Source organism: Streptomyces sp. NBC_01390, assembly GCF_045040105.1.
GTDB lineage: Bacteria > Actinomycetota > Actinomycetes > Streptomycetales > Streptomycetaceae > Streptomyces.
This window is the reverse complement of sequence record NZ_CP109551.1, coordinates 8932105-8949519: the sequence shown is the minus strand read 5'-3', so window position 1 is coordinate 8949519 and position 17415 is coordinate 8932105. Positions and strand designations below refer to the sequence as shown.

The following is a 17415-nucleotide window of genomic DNA, read 5'->3' as shown; positions in this document are numbered from 1 at the left end:
CAACAGCTTGAGTGATGACCGAACTTCCTACCCAGAATGACCTGGGCGAGGTTCAGAGGGTCTGCGGTCTGTCCCGCACTCTCAGCGCTGTGGCGCTCCCCTGTCGGAATATGAAGATATGTAGGTACGGCGTAAGACTACCGCTCGGTGGCCGCCAGCTGACCGCACGCCCCGTCGATCTCCTGCCCCCGCGTGTCCCGAACGGTGACGGGCACGCCGTGAGCGGCGATCGCCTCGACGAACGCCTTCTCGTCCTCGGGCCGCGAGGCGGTCCACTTGGACCCCGGAGTCGGGTTCAGCGGAATCAGGTTGACGTGCACGGGCTTGCCCCTGAGCAGCCGCCCGAGCCGGTCACCACGCCAGGCCTGGTCGTTGATGTCCCGGATCATCGCGTACTCGATGGACAGCCGACGCCCCGACTTCGCCGCGTACTCCCACCCGGCGTCGAGGACCTCCCGCACCTTCCACCGCGTGTTGACGGGCACGAGGGTGTCGCGCAGCTCGTCGTCGGGCGCGTGCAGGGAGATGGCGAGCCGGCACTTGAAGCCCTCGTCGGAGAACCGGTTGATGGCCGGTACCAGTCCGACGGTCGAGACGGTGATCCCACGCTGCGACAGCCCCATGCCGTCCGGCGCGGGGTCGGTCAGCGCGCGGATGGCGCCGACGACGCGCTTGTAGTTGGCGAGGGGCTCGCCCATGCCCATGAAGACGATGTTGGAGAGCCGCGCGGGGCCACCGGGGATCTCCCCGTCCCGAAGCGCACGCATCCCGTCCACGATCTGGTGCACGATCTCGGCGGTGGACAGGTTCCGGTCCAGCCCGGCCTGCCCGGTCGCGCAGAACGGGCAGTTCATCCCGCACCCGGCCTGCGAGCTGATGCACATGGTCACCCGGTCCGGGTACCGCATCAGCACCGACTCGACGAGCGTCCCGTCGAACATCCGCCACAGCGTCTTGCGGGTGGTGTCCTGGTCGGTCGACAGATGACGGACGACCGTCATCAGCTCCGGAAGCAACGCCTCCTGGAGCTTGCCGCGCGAGGCGGCCGGAATGTCCGTCCACTCGTCCGGGTCGTGCGCGAACCGCGCGAAGTAGTGCTGCGAGAGCTGCTTGGCACGAAACGGCTTCTCACCGATCGCGGCAACGGCCTCTTTACGCTCGAGGGGCGTGAGATCGGCAAGATGCCGCGGCGGCTTCTGAGCTCCGCGCGGGGCGATGAATGTGAGTTCTCCGGGCTTAGGCATGGCCATACCAGTGTCGCAGACATCCGGACACCCCCTCGCCGCCCTGTGGACAACCTCACGTACAAGCACAGAAGCCCAGGTCAGCGACCCTCTCCACGCTCTCGCCCGCTACGTTCTCACCGAGGCGCCGCAGCCATCACCCCCCGAAGCCGCGTCACCTCCCGCTCCAGCTCGCGGTAGTGGTCGCTGACCTTGCGCCGGGCCGTCGGGGTGACGCGGCCCCCGTCCAGTTCGGTCAGCCGGTGTCCCAGGGCGGCGAGGTCCGTCTGCCAGCTGTGCCAGCCGTCGGCGCCCTGGGCGACAGCCAGCTCGTCCTGGGCGGCCCGCAGGGCCTCGTGGGCCGCCTGACGCAGCGGGAGGAGGTCGGCGCGCAGTCGTTCGGTGCGCTCACGGAGATAGACGAGGGACTCGCCGACCCCGGCGCACGTCTCGCCCAGCTCGGTCATCGATCTGGTGTGCACCCCGAGCGCGCCCAGCCAGGGCACGGCCGCTTCGACACCGTCCTCCGCCGCCGCGACCGCCCCGGTACGGATCTCGTCGTAGTACCGGGAAACACCGTCCAGATCGGCGAAGACACTCACCGCCCCGGTCGTCTGCTCACGGATGGTGTCCGAGGGCAGCCCGTCGCCCTGATCGAGCAGCGCCTCGATCCGCGCCAGCTCACCCCGAACAGCTCTCCGCAGCTCCAGCAGAGCCTGGTGAGCCGCGTCGGCCGCCTCGACGGGGCCGGCGACAGCGGCCAGCCCCTCGGCCTGCCGCTGGCGTCTGGCCCGACTACGCCCCCACATGCACGCCACCCCTTCCGGACGGATCGACCGCACTGAAGTCGATCTTAGGTTCGAAAGGGGTGGTTTCGGGCTGACGTGTGTGCTTCACAGGAAATCCGGACCGTACTGGAACATTCCGGCCCGCCCTCAGCCCACGAAGGCGACGAACAGCAACCACACCACAGGAGCCGTGGGAAGCAGCGAGTCCAGCCGGTCCATGATGCCGCCGTGCCCGGGCAACAGCGTGCCCATGTCCTTGATGCCCAGGTCCCGCTTGATCATGGACTCGCCGAGGTCGCCGAGCGTGGCGCTCACCGCGACCGCGAGGCCCAGCAGCAGCCCCTGCCACCAGGTGCCGTCGTCGATGGCGTACTCCATCAGCAGCGCGCCCGCCACCATCGCGAACGTCACAGCGCCGAACAGGCCCTCGCGGGTCTTGCCGGGGCTGATGCGCGGAGCGAGCTTGTGCTTGCCGAAGCGCCAGCCGATCGCGTACGCACCGGTGTCGCTGACGACCGTGAGCAGCAGGAACGTCATGACGCGCTGCGCACCGTCGTCGGCGGTGAGCATCATCGCGACGAACGTCGCCAGGAACGGGACGTAGAAAGCCGCGAAGACGCCCGCCGTGACGTCCTTGAGGTAGCCCTCGGGAGGTTCCGTCATACGCCAGACCAGGACCGCGAGCGCGGTGAGCGCCATCGCGACCCACGCGCCCTCGGGACCCCGGACATAGCCGGCGACGACCATCGCGGCCCCGCCGAGCGCGAGCGGCACCAGGGGTGCCTTGATGCCCTTGCGCTCCTGGAGCCGGGACGTCAGTTCCCACAGGCCGACCACGACGGCGACCGCGATCACGCCGACGAAGGCGGCCTTGACGACGAACAGCGACGCGATGATCACCGCACCGAGCCCGACGCCGACACCTATGGCCGCACCGAGGTCCCGGCCCGCGCTCTTCTTCTGCGGGGCGGGGGCGGGCTGCTGGGCGTCGTCGGGCGTGGGCATGGAATCCGGCTTCTGCGGCACCGCCCCGTAGGGCTGTGCCTGCGGCATCTCGTCGCGGAACAAGGGGCCGCCCGGCCGAGCGGCCCCCCGGTCGTCATCCTGGTCTCCGCCATGTGCGGGTACGTCGGGCACGATGGGCATGGGGCGAGTCTGCTGCGCGGGCTGCGCATCGTACGCGGGACCCGCCGGGGCAGACCCCTGGACAGGCCCTCCGTCGGACGGCCCCCAGTACCCGGCGTGGGGCGGCGCCCCCCAGGAAGAGTCGTTCATCAGACTTCGAGAAGCTCCGCTTCCTTGTGCTTGAGAAGCTCGTCCACCTGCGCGACGTACTTCGCGGTGGTGTCGTCGAGCTCCTTCTCCGCGCGACGGCCCTCGTCCTCGCCGACCTCGCCGTCCTTGACGAACTTGTCGATGGTGTCCTTGGCCTTGCGGCGGATGGACCGGATCGAGATCTTGGAGTCCTCGGCCTTGGTCCGGGCCACCTTGATGTAGTCCTTGCGGCGCTCCTGGGTGAGCTCGGGGAACACCACGCGGATGATGTTTCCGTCGTTGCTCGGGTTGACGCCGAGGTCGGAGTCCCGGATCGCCTGTTCGATGTTGCGCATCGCGGTCTTGTCGAACGGGGTCACCACGGCCATCCGCGGTTCGGGCACGGAGAAAGAGGCCAGCTGGTTGATCGGCGTCAACGCGCCGTAGTAGTCGGCCACGATCTTGTTGAACATCGCCGGGTGCGCACGGCCGGTGCGGATCGCGGCGAAGTCCTCCTTGGCGACCACGACGGCCTTCTCCATCTTCTCCTCGGCCTCGAGGAGGGTCTCTTCGATCACCACTTGCTCCTGCGTGTCTTGAGTAGGCCCGGCTGCTGGTCTCGGTCAGGTCGGCGGCCGGCTGCGTCGCGTCTTCTTCCTGCACGGTTCCCGACCGGCAGGACATTGTCCATCCCCCGCTCAGGGTCCGTCCCCGGGCAGGGCTGATACCCGGTCAGTCCCGGCTGCCCTGTTCACCGACGAGTGTGCCGATCTTCTCACCCTTGACGGCCCGGGCGATATTGCCCTCGGCCAGAAGCTCGAAGACCAGGATCGGGAGCTTGTTGTCACGGCACAGCGTGATCGCGGTCATGTCGGCGACCTTGAGGTCCCGGGTGATGACCTCGCCGTAGCCGAGCGAGTCGAACTTGACGGCTGCGGGGTTGGCCTTCGGGTCGGAGTCGTAGACCCCGTCCACGCCGTTCTTGCCCATCAGCAGAGCCTCGGCGTCGATCTCCAGGGCTCGCTGTGCGGCGGTCGTGTCGGTGGAGAAGTACGGCATGCCCATACCGGCACCGAAGATGACCACACGGCCCTTCTCCAGGTGTCGTACGGCGCGCAGCGGAATGTACGGCTCGGCGACCTGGCCCATGGTGATGGCGGTCTGGACCCGGCTGTCGATGCCCTCCTTCTCCAGGAAGTCCTGGAGAGCGAGGCAGTTCATGACGGTGCCGAGCATGCCCATGTAGTCCGAGCGCGCCCGGTCCATGCCGCGCTGCTGGAGTTCCGCACCGCGAAAGAAGTTGCCGCCGCCGATGACGACGGCGATCTGGGAGCCGTCGCGCACGACGGCCGCGATCTCGCGGGCGATCTTGTGCACCACGTCGGGGTCGACGCCCAGGCCCCCGCCACCGGAGAAGGCCTCTCCGGACAACTTCAGCATGAACCGTCCACGCACTTTGCCGTCGTCGCTCTTCTGGGCCTTGGTGGTCATCGAGATCTCGCCTCTTCACGTGTCACACATACGAAGGAGGCCATTGCCGGTGGGGTGTCGTCGCATCCCATGCTCGGCAATGGCCTCCTCGTCAGATCTGCTGTCGTCCGCCACGCGCGCGTGCATGACGGCGTACGCGCGCGACTGTCATCGACCCTATAGGTATGCCTACGCGGGCCGCGCGTCGATCGCGGTACGGACTCAGATGCCGACCTTGATGCGCGTGAAGCGCTTCAGGGTGACACCGGCCTCGTCCAGGACCTTCTGGACGGACTTCTTGTTGTCCAGCGCGTACGGCTGGCCGAGCAGCGTGGCGTCCTTGAAGAAGCCGTTGAGGCGACCCTCGACGATCTTCGGCAGGGCGGCCTCGGGCTTGCCCTCGGCGCGGGTGGTCTCCTCGGCGACGCGGCGCTCGGTCTCGACGACCTCGGCCGGCACGTCCTCCTTGGAGAGGTACTTCGGCGCGAAGGCGGCGATGTGCTGGGCGATGCCCTTGGCGACCTCGGCGTTGGGCTTGTCCAGCTCGACGAGGACACCGATCTGCGGGGGCAGGTCGGGCATCGTGCGGTGCATGTACGCCGACACGTAACCGTCCGCGAACAGCGCGAAGCGGTCCAGGACGATCTTCTCGCCCAGGTTGGCGTTGGCCTCGTCGACGTACGCCTGAACCGTCTTGCCGGCCTCGATCTCGGAGGCGAGCAGCGCCTCCAGGTCGGCCGGGGCGCTCTTGGCGACGTGCTCGACGAGTGCGTTGGCGACGACCAGGAACTTCGCGCTCTTGGCGACGAAGTCCGTCTCGCACTTCAGCTCGACGAGGACACCGGAGGTGTTGTCGTCGGCGATGATCGAGACGACCGCGCCGTTCTCGGCGGAACGGCCCTCGCGCTTGGCGACGCCCTTCTGGCCCTTGATACGCAGGGCCTCGACAGCCTTGTCGACCTCGCCCTCGGCCTCGTCGAGCGCCTTCTTGCAGTCCATCATGCCGGCGCCGGTGAGCTCACGGAGCTTCTTGACGTCAGCGGCGGTGTAGTTCGCCATGATTCTCGGAGTCTCTCTCGAAGTCTGAAAGATCTGCGGATCGAGCGGCGGGGGCCCGATGGAGGTGCCCCCGCCGCTCAACAACCCGAAGGGGTGAGGGTCAGGCCTGCTCGGCAGCCTCGGCCGGAGCCTCAGCCTCGGCCTCGGCAGCGGGCGCCTCGACGGGGGCCTCAGCGGTGACCTCGACCTCGGCAGCGGCCTCAGCCGGAGCCTCGGCAGCAGCGGCCTCGGCAGCGGGCGCCTCGGCGTCGTCGGCCTTCTTCTCGCCTTCGAGGAGGTCGCGCTCCCACTCGGCGAGGGGCTCGGCGACGGCCTTCTCGCCCTTGTCACCGGTGTTGACGCCGGAGCGGGACATGAGGCCCTCGGCGACAGCGTCGGCGATCACGCGGGTGAGCAGGGTGACGGAGCGGATCGCGTCGTCGTTGCCCGGGATCTTGTAGTCGACCTCGTCGGGGTCGCAGTTGGTGTCGAGGATCGCGACGACCGGGATGTTGAGCTTCCGGGCCTCACCGACCGCGATGTGCTCCTTCTTGGTGTCCACGATCCAGACGGCGCTGGGCACCTTGGACATCTCGCGGATACCACCGAGGGTCTTCTCCAGCTTGGCCTTCTCGCGCGAGAGCACGAGAAGCTCCTTCTTGGTGAGACCCGACGCGGCGACGTCCTCGAAGTCGATCTGCTCGAGCTCCTTGAGGCGCTGCAGACGCTTGTAGACGGTCGAGAAGTTGGTGAGCATGCCGCCCAGCCAGCGCTGGTTCACGTAGGGCATGCCGACGCGGGTCGCCTGCTCGGCGATCGCCTCCTGCGCCTGCTTCTTCGTGCCGACGAACATGACCGTGCCGCCGTGGGCGACGGTCTCCTTGACGAACTCGTAGGCGCGGTCGATGTACGACAGCGACTGGAGCAGGTCGATGATGTAGATGCCGTTGCGCTCCGTGAAGATGAAGCGCTTCATCTTCGGGTTCCAACGACGGGTCTGGTGACCGAAGTGGACGCCGCTTTCCAGCAGCTCCCGCATCGTGACGACGGCCATGGCCGTTCTCCTTGTGTTTCTCGGTTGTGCCGCGGGTACCGGTCGGCACCCGCGCCTGACGCCCGATTTGCGCCTTGCCACGAGGGACCGAGGGGCGCTGACACAGACCCTGTAAGGGGCCTGGTGTCGGGGCGTGCGAAGTCGACCCGGTCACCCGGATCGCCAATGGAAGTGTACGGGAACCGCGAGGCCTCGGGTGACGCCGATATCCACAACCGGTCAGTACTCCACAGGCCAGCCCATACCCTCCTGAATCGCGCGATGCTCCGCCCATGCGAGCGAAACGAGGAACGCGTCGAGGTCGAGGAGGACGTCAGGGCTTTGGAATGCTGCCGGCCCTGGCTCTGGCCCTGACACTGACACTGACACTGACAGCATCGACAGCGCGTGGGGCCGGGGCGACCCCGCTGACGGAACCCCCCACTGCGGACGCCGCTCCGGCACCATCGATCGCCCGCGCCTGGCCGGTGGGCATCCGACCCCTGGTCCTACGAGCCTGGGAGCCTCCCCCGTCGCCCTACGCCAGGGGTCACCGGGGCGTGGACCTGGCGGCAGCCCCCGGCGCCCCGGTTCGCGCGGTGGCCGCAGGCCGGGTGCACTTCGCGGGCCGGGTGGCGGGGCGGGGAGTCGTCTCGGTGCAGCTGTCGGGCACGGGCGCCCCACCCCTGCGCACGACGTACGAACCGGTGACGGCCGCGGTGGAGCAGGGCGCGGAGGTGACGGCGGGCGAGGTGGTGGGCACGGTGGAGGTCGACAGCGGCCACTGCGCGACGACCTGCGTGCACTGGGGCCTGCTGAGAGGCGACCAGTATCTGGACCCGCTGACCCTGCTACCCCCGTGGCTGCTGCACAGGGGCCCCTCCCGCCTCCTGCCGGTACTGGGGGTACCGCTGCCCGCCAAGCCGTAGCCGTACGCGGCCCGGCCGAGCCACCCGGCCCGAACCGACCTGCACCGACCCGCGGAGCCGGTTCAGCCCCGCACGCCCCGCAACGCCATCGCCACAGCCGCGTCGGTGATCGCCTCGGGATCTTCCGTCATCCCGAACTCGATCCGCCGCACTGCCGCGTCCACGATCCCCTGCAGCAGCATCGCGGCCATCCGGGGCTGCTCATGCCCGATGTCCCGCAGCGCTTCGACCACCATCGCGACGAGCGCCCCGTGTGCAGCCCGGATCCGCTCCCGGGCCCCGGCGTCCAGCTCGCTCGCCGAGATCGCGACCACGGCCCGGTGCCGGCGGTCACCCACCAGGGCGAGCTGCCGGCGGACATAGGCCTCGACCTTGCTCTCGGGCCCTTCGGCCGCGGCCATCGCCGCCTCGACCTCGGCCGCCCAGACCGGGAAGTCGACCGCGCACAGTTCCTCGACGACGGACGCCCGCGACCGGAAGTACTCGTAGACGGACGACCGCGCGAGCCCGGTCCGCTCGGCCAGGGCCGGGAAGGTCAGCGCCTCCGTCCCGCCCTCGGACAACAGGGACCTCGCCGCGTCCAGCAGGGCGGCTCGCTGCATCGACCGGTGCTCGGCCACGGAGGCCGCTCGAATCCTTGGCACGTCAACCACTGTACGGACGCACCGCCCCGCAGGGGAGATGCTCCGGTCACCCGAGGCACCTGGCACGGTCAGGTCAGGTCAGCGACCGAAGCTCGCCAGCTTCGCGCGCAGTTGCAGGACCGACTTGGTGTGGATCTGGCTGACCCTGCTCTCGGTCACGCCCAGCACGTTGCCGATCTCCGCGAGGGTGAGTCCCTCGTAGTAGTACAGCGTCACCACGGTCTTCTCCCGGTCGGGCAGCGTGTTGATCGCCCGCGCGAGGAACCGCCGCAGCTCCCGGCCCTCGGCCACCTCGACCGGGTTGTCGGCGGCGGTGTCCTCCAGCGTGTCCATGAGGCTCAGCCGGTCCCCGCCCTCGCCCCCGGCATGCAGCAGTTCCTCCAGCGCCACCACGTTGGCCAGCGACAACTGGCTGAACACCGCGTGGAGTTCGTCGACCGCGATGCCCATCTCGGCGGCCACCTCGCCCTCCGACGGCGTCCGCCGCAGGCGCGCCTCCAGCGTCGCGTACGCCCGCTCCACGTTCCGCGCCTTCTGTCGCACCGACCGCGGAATCCAGTCCAGCGCCCGCAGTTCGTCGATCATGGCGCCCCGGATGCGCGTGATCGCGTACGTCTCGAACTTGATCTCCCGCCCGATGTCGAACTTCTCGATCGCGTCGATCAGTCCGAACACCCCGGAGGAGACGAAGTCCGCCTGCTCGACGTTGGGCGGCAGCCCGACGCTCACCCGCCCGGCGACGTACTTCACGAGCGGCGAGTAGTGCAGGATCAACTGCTCCCGCAGCCGCTCGTCGCCCGTCGTCTTGTACGAACGCCACAGCTCGTCGAGCGTCGAGGGAGCGGGCGGGCGCACGTTACCGCCGTCGCGGGCCGCGGGTGGGGCCGCCGCCCTGTCGGACCCGGAGGTGTGCTGGGGCATACGTCGCCTTGTGCCGTTCTGCCGTGAACCGGTGGTGCCTGGATGGGTGCCCGGGTGGGCCGTCGGTCTGTTGCGGTCTGATGTCGAATTACCCGTCTGGTCGAATTGCCTCTCCGACTGCCGGTCTGCACCGGAATCCACGTGAGCGTAGCGTGACTGAGGTGTCGCAGTGTGCGAGGTCGAGGGGGTGGGGCGTACGCAGATACGTTCCGCTGGACGCCCTCCAGGGCTTGACCCGTTGCCCTGTGTGACCATCGGAGCGGGTCAACTGCGGGAATTCCCAAGGGCTTCGGGCATCCCCCGGACGGCCGAACACGCTCGGTCAGCACGCGCCCGCGCCGGGCCGGACGGAGATCATCGCCTGGCGTGTCAACTTCCAGCCGTCGTCGTGTCGTTCGACGTAACCAAGTGATCGGAGCTCGTACAGTCTGGCGACCGCGTCGTCCTTCGTCGTCGACGCGCTCAGCGCGATGTCGTCCACCGTCGCCGTCGCAGCGGCGGGCAGCACCGCCAGGACACGTCTTGCCTCCGGTTCCAGCAGGTCACGCGGCAGCACCGGCCCTCGCCGGTCCGGCGCCAGCTCGCCCATGTCCCCGACCAGTTCGGCGACTTCCGCGGCGTCGGTGACCAGCATCGCCTCGCCACGCAGGAGTTCGTGCACACCCGCTGAGAGCCCGCTGGTGGCGGGCCCCGGCACCCCCATCGTGAACCTCCCCAGCCGCTGCGCCGCCCGCGCCGTGACGAGCGAGCCGCTGCGGTAGGCGGCCTCGACGACCACGGTTCCCCTGGTGAGAGCCGCGATCACCCGGTTGCGCAGCACGAACCGGCTCTGTGTCGGATGATCGCCGGGCGGCAACTCACCCACCACCAGGCCTTGTTCGGCGATTCTGGTGATCAACTGGGTGTGCCCGCGCGGGTAGGGCCGGTCGACCCCGCAGGCGAGTACGGCGACGGTGGCCCCGCCCGCACCGAGCGCACCCCGGTGGGCGGCCCCGTCGACCCCGTAGGCGCCGCCCGACACCACCACCCATCCACGCTCCGCGAGCCCGGCGGCGAGCGTGGCCGCCATGTGGGCGCCGTACTCGGTGCACGCCCGAGCCCCCACCACGGCGACGGAGCGCAGCGCCCACATCCGCAGGCTGGGCAGCCCGCGCACCCACAGTCCCGTGGGTCGCGCGTCGCCGAGGTCGTCGAGCTGGGCCGGCCACTCCGGCTCGCCGGGCCACACGAACCGCACCCCCGCCGCCCGTGCGACGGCGAGATCCCGCTCGGGCTCGGCCTGAGCGGCCCGCGCGCACAGCCCCGACCATCTGTTCGCCGTGACTCCGGTCAGCATGGGCCCGCCGTCCCTGAGCCGCCGTGCCACCTCCACGGCCCCGCGCTCCCTGAGCCACCTCCCGGCAACCTCGTCACCCGGCTCGACGACCCGGGTGAGGAGGACCCGGGCGAGCCCCTCGGCAGCCGGTCGGCCGCCCTGCTCACCACTCGGCCCCGCTCCGCCGGTCGCATCCCCGGCCGCGCCCCGCGTCATGTCATCGCCCCGATCGCCATCGGCACCCCACGAGGCACTCCCGTACGCAGCTGCAGCGCCAGGGCGACGTCCATCGCGTCGGGCCGGTCATGGCCGACGAGGTCGGCGACGGTCCAGGCGACCCGCAGGACACGGTCGATCCCGCGCGCGGTGAGCACTCCCCGTTCCAGATTCCGCTCGGCCTCCTCCATGGCGCCGGGTAGGGCGTGCCAGCGGCTGCGCAGCTCGCGTCCCGGCACCTCGCTGTTGGTCCGCCACGGGGTCCCCACGAGCCGCGCCGACGCCCGCTCCCGGGCCGCGCGCACCCGCTCGGCGACCGTCGCCGTGGACTCGCCCCGCGCCCCGCGCTCGACGAGCTGGGATCGCGTGACCCGGTCCACCTCGACCCGCAGGTCGACCCGGTCGAGCAGGGGCCCGGAGAGCCGGGACTGGTAGCGCCGGATCACGGAGGGCGGGCACTCACAGAGGGTGTCCCGCTGGGAGAAACGGCCGCACGGGCACGGGTTGGCCGCGAGGACCATCAGGAACCTGGCCGGGAACCGCACCACCCCGGCGCTCCGCGCGATCACCACATGCCCGGCCTCCAGGGGCTGACGCAGGGCGTCCAGCGCCTGACTCCCGAACTCCGGGGTCTCGTCCAGAAAAAGAATTCCGCGGTGAGCCAGCGAGACGGCTCCGGGCCGCGCCATACCCTGTCCGCCGCCGACGAGTGCCTGCATGGTGGCCGAGTGGTGCGGGGCGCAGTAGGGCGCCGTGTCGATCAGGGGTTTGCCCGGTGGCAGCAGGCCCGCGACCGAGTGGACGGCGGTGACCTCCAGCGACTCCTGCCGGGTGAGCCGGGGCAGGACGGCGGGCAGCCGCTCGGCGAGCATCGTCTTGCCGGCTCCCGGTGGGCCTTCCAGGAAGACGTGGTGGCCGCCGGCCGCGGCCACCTCCATCGCCGTGCGCGCCGAGTGCTGGCCCACGACATCGGCGAGGTCGTGGCCGTTGTCGTACTGGCCGGCGCCCATGCTGTGCATGCCCGTGGCCGCCCCGGTGCCCGGCATCCGCAGGCCCGCCATGAGCGGGTCGGGGCGGCCGTGGTCGTCCGGTTCCTCCTCCGGTACGGGCTCGTCGGTGAGAACGGCGATCAGCTGCCGCAGGCTGCGCACGCCGAGCACCGACACCCCGGGGACCAGCGCGGCCTCGGCGGCGGCGCACTCCGGTACGACCACCTGTTCGTATCCCGAGTCGGCCGCCGCCAGCACCGCCGGCAGGATGCCCCGGACGGGCCGCACCCGGCCGTCGAGGCCCAGTTCGCCGATCATCACGATGTCGGCGAGGACCCGGGGATCGATCCGCTCGGCCGCCCCGAGAACCGCTGCGGCAATGGCGAGGTCGAACCCGCTGCCGCTCTTGGGCACGGACGCCGGACTGAGCCCCACCGTGAGCTTCTTCTGCGGCCAGGCGGCTCCCGAGTTGACGACCGCGGCCCGAACCCTGTCCTTGCTCTCGGTCAGGCTCTTGTCGGGCAGTCCCACCAGGGTGAACGCGGCGACGCCGGGTTCGAGATCCGCCTGGACCTCGACGACCACACCCTCGACGCCCACCAGCGCCACCGAACACGTACGGGCGAATCCCATCACGCCACCCCCCGCGCGTGTTCCACCACGGGTGCGCCGCGCTCGGGCAGCAGAACGCCGACCAGGTCGATGCGGACGCCGCCGGGTGGCGCTCCCCCGTGTTCCTGGACCCAGCGTTCGGCGAGACCCCGCAGCCGCTCGGCCTTGGCCGGCGTGACGGCCGCCATCGGGTGCTGGAAGACTCCGGCGGGTCCGGCCGCCCTGCGCGTCTTGACCTCGCAGACGACGAGCGCGTCGCCGTCCCGGGCCACGATGTCGATCTCGCCGGTCCGGCCGGCGCGCCAGTTGCGGTCCAGGACCGTCATTCCGGCCTCGGTCAGCCGTCGCGCGGCCAGTTCCTCGCCGTACCTGCCCAGCGCGCCGCGCTGCGCGTTGCCTCGCGCCGGGCTTTGTCCGCGGCCTTGTGCATGGCGTGTGTTCATGTCGGCACCACCTCCGGCGCCAACAATGCGGACAGTTCAGCGAGCTATTGGATCTTGGTGGACAACCTCGGCATTGTGGATAACTCCGCCACCCGCACGAGTGACGGTCAGCCGCCCGGGAGCTCCAGATCGCTCTTGTTCAGCTCCTCGATGTTCACGTCCTTGAACGTGAGCACCCGTACCTGTTTCACGAACCGGGCAGGCCGGTACATGTCCCACACCCAGGCGTCCGCCATGGACACCTCGAAGAAAACCTCACCCTGGACCGAGTGCACCTGCATCTCGTAGTCATTGGTGAGGTAGAAGCGCCGTTCGGTCTCGATCACATATTTGAACAGACCGACGACATCGCGGTACTCCCGGTAGAGCTTCAGCTCCATCTCGGTCTCGTACTTCTCGAGGTCCTCGGCGCTCATGGCATGTTCCCCTTCAGCCGTGCGTCCCCCCATTGTGCGCCAGTACCGCGATCCTCTAGACGATTTCCGTGTCGAGGACCTCGGGCATGGGCGGGGGGCCTTCGTCGAGCACCTTGCGCAGGAGCTCGGCGAGTCTGGTCGGATACACCGTCTCATGTGCCCGGGTCAGTTCCTGGCACGTCCACCAACGCGCTCCGGCGACACTGCGCCGTTCCAGCTCGGTCTGGCCCGTGGCCCGGGTTTCCGTCCGGTCCGTACGGGCCAGGTAGTACCACTCGTCCTGGTCCCAGCGGCGCCCCGCGAAGGGGAAGGAGCAGCTGCGCCGCCACAGCAACGGACCGAGTTCGACCTCGGTGATGCCGGTCTCCTCCGCGAGTTCCCGCAGCGCGGCCTCCTCGCGGGTCTCGTCGCCCTCCAGGCCGCCACCGGGAGTGAACCACCAGGCGACCGCCGGATCGTCCGGCTCGTGCCCGTGCAGCAGCAGAATCCGGTCCTGGGGATCGAGGAGCACCACTCGGGACACCTTGCGTGTTCCGCCGGTGTACGAGTCGTCCGCGCCGCCCACCGGCTCAGCGGGCACCGACCGGCTCCGCCACCGCGCGGACGCGCCGCTTCGCCGCCCGGTTGGCGATCGGCCCGTAGGCGCCACCGCCCAGGACGAGTACCCCGCCCGCGATGATCGCGACGGTGAGCAGCCGCAACGGCCCCGGCGTCGACAGGGCACCCAGGGGCTCGAAGCCCGTGGGGCGGGCCAGCATGCCGTCCATGGGCCACACCACGGCATCGACCCGTGCGGCCACTCCGCTGCGCGGCACCGTGCCGTTGAAGGCCTCCGTGAGGTGGGCCGTGGAGTCCAGGGATCCGGTGCGCTCGTCGCCGAGCAGGAACAGACGCCCCTCGGGGACCGTGACCGACGGGATGGGGGTCAGCTCGGCCGACTGGCCCTTGCGCAGGTAGAGCTCCTGGATCTGCTTGCCGTTGACGACCAGCTTGCCGTCCGTGCAGCAGGAGACCGTGTCCCCACCCACGGCCACGACCCGCTTGACCAGGGGCATGTCGCCCCAGCTCTCCTGCCTGAAGACCACGACGTCACCGCGCTTGATGTCGGCGCCGTCGATCCGCTGGGCCAGCACCCGGTCGCCGGCCACGATGGTCGGCGACATGGAGTCCGTCGGCACGGTGTACGGCTGGTAGAGGATCGCGCCCCAGACGAAGCCGCCGAGGAAGAGCACACAGCCGAGGGCCACGGCCAGTCCCGACAGCTTGCTGCCGAGCCGTCCGCGGCCCTCGTCCGTACGTGTCGTCGTCGTACTGCTCATCCCAGTGGTCTCCCAGATCGCGGCCTGGGACGGCACCCTACCCGGCGGTACCGGACCCGGGAACACCGGAGTTTCCGGCGGTAGCGGGAGCGGTCGTACGACCGGTCGCCCGGCGCCTGCGCCACAGGACCAGCGGGACGGCGCCCGCGAGGCCCAGCACGCCCGGTGCGGCGGCGCTCAGGTTCTGGTCGAAGGTGTCGGGAATCGGCAGCGTGTTCCAACGGGTGGGCGGCCAGGCGACCACGATGGCGCGGCCGACGACGTTGCCGACGGGGACGAAGCCCTGGTTCTTGTCCTCCTGGTGGTACCGGGAGTCCAGGGAGTTCTGGCGGTGGTCACCCATGACCCAGATTTTGCCCTTGGGTACCGTCACCTTGAACTGGCCACCCTGGTCGTCGACGCTGCACGGGGTGTTTCCCGCGTAGACGAACGACGCGTCGTTGAGCGGCTGGCCGTTGACCTTCAGCGGGCCCGTGCCCTTGCACTCGACGGTGTCGCCGCCGACGCCGATGACCCGCTTGATGAGGTCCTTCTCGTTGGCGGACGGCATCAGGCCGATCCAGCCGAGGACCCGCTGCACGGGGTTCGGTTCGACGGTCGGCTCGCCGGCCAGCCAGTCGGCGGGGTCGTGGAAGACGACGACCTCACCGCGCTCGGGCTCGGAGCCGAACCATGGTGTCAGCTTGTCGACCAGGACCCGGTCGCCCTGCTCCAGCGTGTGCTGCATGGAGTCGGAGGGGATGGAGAACGCCTGGACCAGGAAGGTCTTGATCAGCAGCGCGAGCACCAGCGCGATGCCGATGAGCAGCGGCAACTCCTTCCAGAAGGAGCGCTGCTTCCTGGGCTTGTGGCCGGGCTCGTCAAGGTCCTGCGCCGTGTCGTCCCCGGAGTCCCCTGAGCCGCTCCCCGAGAGCCCTGGGGCCCCGGGGTCACTCTCGGCGGGGACGGCGTCCTCTGCGGGCGGTGAACCCGGCTCCGCGGGGCGCTGTTCCTCGGGACCGTCCTGTCCGGACCGTGCGCCGACCGCCAAATCCCCCACATCCACTCCTCACTCCGAACCACAGCCCACGCCGGAAGCGACGCAGGCCCACCACTCCCATAACGAGCGGGAGTTCCGCAGGGGTCGGGAGCGGGATCGATCCATACCGATCCGCGGAAGCCACCCTATGCGACGAGCCGAGGGCGGAGGCCGACCCACCCGGCACCGCGGAGAACGTGTTCGGCTCCTCCAGACGGGTCCAGTGGCCGAACGGCCAGGCGATGACCATGGCCCGGCCCACGACGGAGCTCTCGGCCACGGTGCCGCTGTACGCCTCGGTGCGGTGGTAGCGGGAGTCGGCGGAGTTGGCCCGGTGGTCGCCCATGACGAACAGGCGCCCCTCGGGGACCTTCACCTCGAAGGTGAACGACGACGGCTTGTTGCCGGGATGGATGTAGGTCGTCTCCTCGAGCGGCATGCCGTTGACCGTCACGCGGCCCTGGGAGTCGCAGCACTTGACGGTGTCGCCGCCGACGGCGACGACACGTTTGATGAGGTCCTTCTCGTCGTCCGAGGGCAGCAGACCGATGAAGGTGAGGCCCTGCTTGACCTGCTTGACGACGATGGGGTCCTCGCCCTTCGCGGTGGTCGGCTCGTCGTCGAGCCAGCCGCCGGGGTCCTTGAAGACGACCACGTCACCGCGCTGGGGCCTGGAGCCGAACCAGGGGGTGAACTTGTCCACGAGAACGCGGTCACCGATCTGGATCGTGTTCTCCATCGAGCCTGAGGGGATCACGAACGCCTGTACGAGGAACGTCTTCAGGACCAGGGCGATGAGGACGGCGACGCCCACCAGGAGGGGTATCTCCTTGACGGCCGAGCGCCGTCTGCGCGCCTTGACCTTGCGCTGGAGTTTGCGCCGATCGGCCCGGCCCGGCCTCGCGGCGGCGCCGGACGCCCGGCGGGAGCCGGTGGGCAGCAGCTGGTCGGCGACGGTGCTGGGCGCACCGCGCGGTTTCCCGCGGTTACCCATGGACACCGTCCGACTTGCCGGGCGCGGTCGCCGCCGGGGCGGGCACGCGCGCGTACGCCCCGGGCCGGTTCAGGCGGGTCCAGTGCTCGCGGGGCCAGGCGATCCAGTCGGCCCGGCCGATCACCCTCCCGACGGGGACCATCCCACCGCCCGGCGAACCCAGGTGGTCCCGGGAGTCCCTCGAGTCGCTGCGGTGGTCCCCCATGACGAAGAGGCCACCCTCGGGCACCACGACGTCGAAGGACACCGTGGACGGGCTGTCACCGGGGTAAAGGAACGTCGACTCGTCGACCGACCGGCCGTTCACCTCGATTCTCCCCTCCTTGTCGCAGCAGACCACGTGGTCTCTCCCCACACCCACAACGCGCTTGATGTAGTCGGCGTGCCCGAAGTAGCCGGTTCCGTCGAACACGACGACGTCACCGCGCTGCGGCTCGGCACCGAAACGGTACGCGAACTTATTTACGAGAACGCGGTCCCCGATCCTCAATCCGCTCTCCATCGAGCGGCTGGGAATTTCGAACGGCTGGATGACGAACCTGCTGAAGAGGAGCAGAAAAAGCAGGCAGACCAGCAGGGTCAGGGTGATCCGTCCACCCGGGAGCCACTCCGCCGCCCGGGACACCAACGCAAAACGCGACCGGTCCTCCGGCCCCTCGGTGTCCGAAATCTTCTCGGATCGAGCGGGGCGGGAGGAGCGGTCGCGCTCCGTCTGCTGTGCTTCGGTGTTCATCGGGGCAGGATGTTATCCGGCCCCGATGTGAGCCCTCTTTATATCGGGCTCGCCGACAGC

The 17415-nt window shown here is 69.8% G+C and carries 19 protein-coding genes and 1 riboswitch; of the genes, 1 reads left to right on the top strand and 18 read right to left on the bottom strand.

What is annotated here, in order from left to right:
* Nucleotides 1-6: 6 nt before the first annotated feature.
* Nucleotides 7-112, bottom strand: a riboswitch (TPP riboswitch).
* A 25-nt stretch (nucleotides 113-137) separates the two neighbouring features.
* The 7 genes from rlmN to rpsB all read right to left on the bottom strand — a co-directional run bounded on the left by rlmN (nucleotide 138) and on the right by rpsB (nucleotide 6827).
* Nucleotides 138-1244: a 23S rRNA (adenine(2503)-C(2))-methyltransferase RlmN gene (gene rlmN / locus OG241_RS40250; RefSeq protein ID WP_405822694.1), complete on the bottom strand. Its 1107-nt coding sequence runs from the start codon at nucleotides 1242-1244 to the stop codon at nucleotides 138-140.
* A 116-nt stretch (nucleotides 1245-1360) separates the two neighbouring features.
* A complete protein-coding gene (locus OG241_RS40245) occupies nucleotides 1361-2032 on the bottom strand; it encodes a hypothetical protein (RefSeq protein WP_405822693.1) in 672 nt (223 codons plus the stop codon).
* Nucleotides 2033-2158: 126 nt separating this feature from the next.
* A complete protein-coding gene (locus OG241_RS40240; RefSeq protein WP_405822691.1) occupies nucleotides 2159-3286 on the bottom strand; it encodes a phosphatidate cytidylyltransferase in 1128 nt (375 codons plus the stop codon).
* Nucleotides 3286-3843, bottom strand: coding sequence for a ribosome recycling factor (gene frr, locus OG241_RS40235; protein WP_006373551.1), 558 nt, complete (start codon nucleotides 3841-3843; stop codon nucleotides 3286-3288). The genes OG241_RS40240 and frr overlap by 1 nt, the downstream gene beginning before the upstream one ends.
* Nucleotides 3844-3997: 154 nt before the next feature.
* Nucleotides 3998-4756 carry a UMP kinase gene (pyrH, locus tag OG241_RS40230; RefSeq protein ID WP_405822689.1) on the bottom strand — a complete coding sequence of 253 codons (759 nt, stop codon included), beginning with the start codon at nucleotides 4754-4756 and terminating at the stop codon, nucleotides 3998-4000.
* A gap of 201 nt (nucleotides 4757-4957) precedes the next feature.
* Nucleotides 4958-5794, bottom strand: coding sequence for a translation elongation factor Ts (gene tsf / locus OG241_RS40225; protein WP_405822688.1), 837 nt, complete (start codon nucleotides 5792-5794; stop codon nucleotides 4958-4960).
* 100 nt (nucleotides 5795-5894) lie between these two features.
* Entirely contained in the window at nucleotides 5895-6827 is a 933-nt protein-coding gene (rpsB, locus tag OG241_RS40220) for a 30S ribosomal protein S2 (RefSeq protein WP_405822686.1), read from the bottom strand.
* 326 nt (nucleotides 6828-7153) lie between these two features.
* Between rpsB and OG241_RS40215 the strand changes: the two genes are divergently transcribed.
* Nucleotides 7154-7735 (top strand): peptidoglycan DD-metalloendopeptidase family protein, encoded by a 582-nt coding sequence (locus OG241_RS40215; RefSeq protein ID WP_405822684.1) that lies wholly within the window; start codon nucleotides 7154-7156, stop codon nucleotides 7733-7735.
* A gap of 62 nt (nucleotides 7736-7797) precedes the next feature.
* Here the strand turns inward: OG241_RS40215 and OG241_RS40210 are convergent, their stop codons facing one another.
* The 11 genes from OG241_RS40210 to lepB (OG241_RS40160) all read right to left on the bottom strand — a co-directional run bounded on the left by OG241_RS40210 (nucleotide 7798) and on the right by lepB (OG241_RS40160) (nucleotide 17355).
* Nucleotides 7798-8355 (bottom strand): TetR/AcrR family transcriptional regulator, encoded by a 558-nt coding sequence (locus tag OG241_RS40210; RefSeq protein ID WP_405826696.1) that lies wholly within the window; start codon nucleotides 8353-8355, stop codon nucleotides 7798-7800.
* A gap of 102 nt (nucleotides 8356-8457) precedes the next feature.
* Nucleotides 8458-9300, bottom strand: coding sequence for an RNA polymerase sigma factor WhiG (gene whiG, locus OG241_RS40205; protein ID WP_006373566.1), 843 nt, complete (start codon nucleotides 9298-9300; stop codon nucleotides 8458-8460).
* Nucleotides 9301-9622: 322 nt separating this feature from the next.
* Nucleotides 9623-10831 (bottom strand): DNA-processing protein DprA, encoded by a 1209-nt coding sequence (gene dprA / locus OG241_RS40200; protein ID WP_405822682.1) that lies wholly within the window; start codon nucleotides 10829-10831, stop codon nucleotides 9623-9625.
* A complete protein-coding gene (locus tag OG241_RS40195; RefSeq protein ID WP_405822680.1) occupies nucleotides 10828-12453 on the bottom strand; it encodes a YifB family Mg chelatase-like AAA ATPase in 1626 nt (541 codons plus the stop codon). Before OG241_RS40195 ends, dprA begins: the two co-directional genes overlap by 4 nt.
* Nucleotides 12453-12875 (bottom strand): YraN family protein, encoded by a 423-nt coding sequence (locus tag OG241_RS40190; protein ID WP_405822678.1) that lies wholly within the window; start codon nucleotides 12873-12875, stop codon nucleotides 12453-12455. Before OG241_RS40190 ends, OG241_RS40195 begins: the two co-directional genes overlap by 1 nt.
* A 107-nt stretch (nucleotides 12876-12982) precedes the next feature.
* Nucleotides 12983-13291 (bottom strand): DUF2469 domain-containing protein, encoded by a 309-nt coding sequence (locus tag OG241_RS40185; protein ID WP_003965949.1) that lies wholly within the window; start codon nucleotides 13289-13291, stop codon nucleotides 12983-12985.
* Nucleotides 13292-13346: 55 nt separating this feature from the next.
* Complete coding sequence (locus OG241_RS40180; protein WP_405822676.1) at nucleotides 13347-13871, bottom strand: NUDIX hydrolase; 525 nt, start codon at nucleotides 13869-13871, stop codon at nucleotides 13347-13349.
* Complete coding sequence (lepB, locus tag OG241_RS40175) at nucleotides 13861-14610, bottom strand: signal peptidase I (protein WP_405822674.1); 750 nt, start codon at nucleotides 14608-14610, stop codon at nucleotides 13861-13863. The genes OG241_RS40180 and lepB (OG241_RS40175) overlap by 11 nt, the downstream gene beginning before the upstream one ends.
* 37 nt (nucleotides 14611-14647) lie before the next feature.
* Nucleotides 14648-15649 carry a signal peptidase I gene (lepB, locus tag OG241_RS40170; protein WP_405822672.1) on the bottom strand — a complete coding sequence of 334 codons (1002 nt, stop codon included), beginning with the start codon at nucleotides 15647-15649 and terminating at the stop codon, nucleotides 14648-14650.
* A complete protein-coding gene (lepB, locus tag OG241_RS40165; protein WP_405822670.1) occupies nucleotides 15540-16622 on the bottom strand; it encodes a signal peptidase I in 1083 nt (360 codons plus the stop codon). Before lepB (OG241_RS40165) ends, lepB (OG241_RS40170) begins: the two co-directional genes overlap by 110 nt.
* Nucleotides 16615-17355 (bottom strand): signal peptidase I, encoded by a 741-nt coding sequence (lepB, locus tag OG241_RS40160; RefSeq protein ID WP_405822668.1) that lies wholly within the window; start codon nucleotides 17353-17355, stop codon nucleotides 16615-16617. Before lepB (OG241_RS40160) ends, lepB (OG241_RS40165) begins: the two co-directional genes overlap by 8 nt.
* Between the last annotated feature and the right edge of the window lie 60 nt (nucleotides 17356-17415).

Bases quoted from the DNA above. Each gene is read 5' to 3' on its own strand.
- rlmN (WP_405822694.1), bottom strand. From the start codon at position 1,244: ATGCCTAAGCCCGGAGAACTCACATTCATCGCCCCGCGCGGAGCTCAG.
- OG241_RS40245 (WP_405822693.1), bottom strand. From the start codon at position 2,032: ATGTGGGGGCGTAGTCGGGCCAGACGCCAGCGGCAGGCCGAGGGGCTG.
- OG241_RS40240 (WP_405822691.1), bottom strand. From the start codon at position 3,286: ATGAACGACTCTTCCTGGGGGGCGCCGCCCCACGCCGGGTACTGGGGG.
- pyrH (WP_405822689.1), bottom strand. From the start codon at position 4,756: ATGACCACCAAGGCCCAGAAGAGCGACGACGGCAAAGTGCGTGGACGG.
- tsf (WP_405822688.1), bottom strand. From the start codon at position 5,794: ATGGCGAACTACACCGCCGCTGACGTCAAGAAGCTCCGTGAGCTCACC.
- rpsB (WP_405822686.1), bottom strand. From the start codon at position 6,827: ATGGCCGTCGTCACGATGCGGGAGCTGCTGGAAAGCGGCGTCCACTTC.
- OG241_RS40215 (WP_405822684.1), top strand. From the start codon at position 7,154: ATGCTGCCGGCCCTGGCTCTGGCCCTGACACTGACACTGACACTGACA.
- whiG (WP_006373566.1), bottom strand. From the start codon at position 9,300: ATGCCCCAGCACACCTCCGGGTCCGACAGGGCGGCGGCCCCACCCGCG.
- dprA (WP_405822682.1), bottom strand. From the start codon at position 10,831: ATGACGCGGGGCGCGGCCGGGGATGCGACCGGCGGAGCGGGGCCGAGT.
- OG241_RS40195 (WP_405822680.1), bottom strand. From the start codon at position 12,453: ATGGGATTCGCCCGTACGTGTTCGGTGGCGCTGGTGGGCGTCGAGGGT.
- OG241_RS40190 (WP_405822678.1), bottom strand. From the start codon at position 12,875: ATGAACACACGCCATGCACAAGGCCGCGGACAAAGCCCGGCGCGAGGC.
- OG241_RS40185 (WP_003965949.1), bottom strand. From the start codon at position 13,291: ATGAGCGCCGAGGACCTCGAGAAGTACGAGACCGAGATGGAGCTGAAG.
- lepB (WP_405822674.1), bottom strand. From the start codon at position 14,610: ATGAGCAGTACGACGACGACACGTACGGACGAGGGCCGCGGACGGCTC.
- lepB (WP_405822670.1), bottom strand. From the start codon at position 16,622: ATGGGTAACCGCGGGAAACCGCGCGGTGCGCCCAGCACCGTCGCCGAC.
- lepB (WP_405822668.1), bottom strand. From the start codon at position 17,355: ATGAACACCGAAGCACAGCAGACGGAGCGCGACCGCTCCTCCCGCCCC.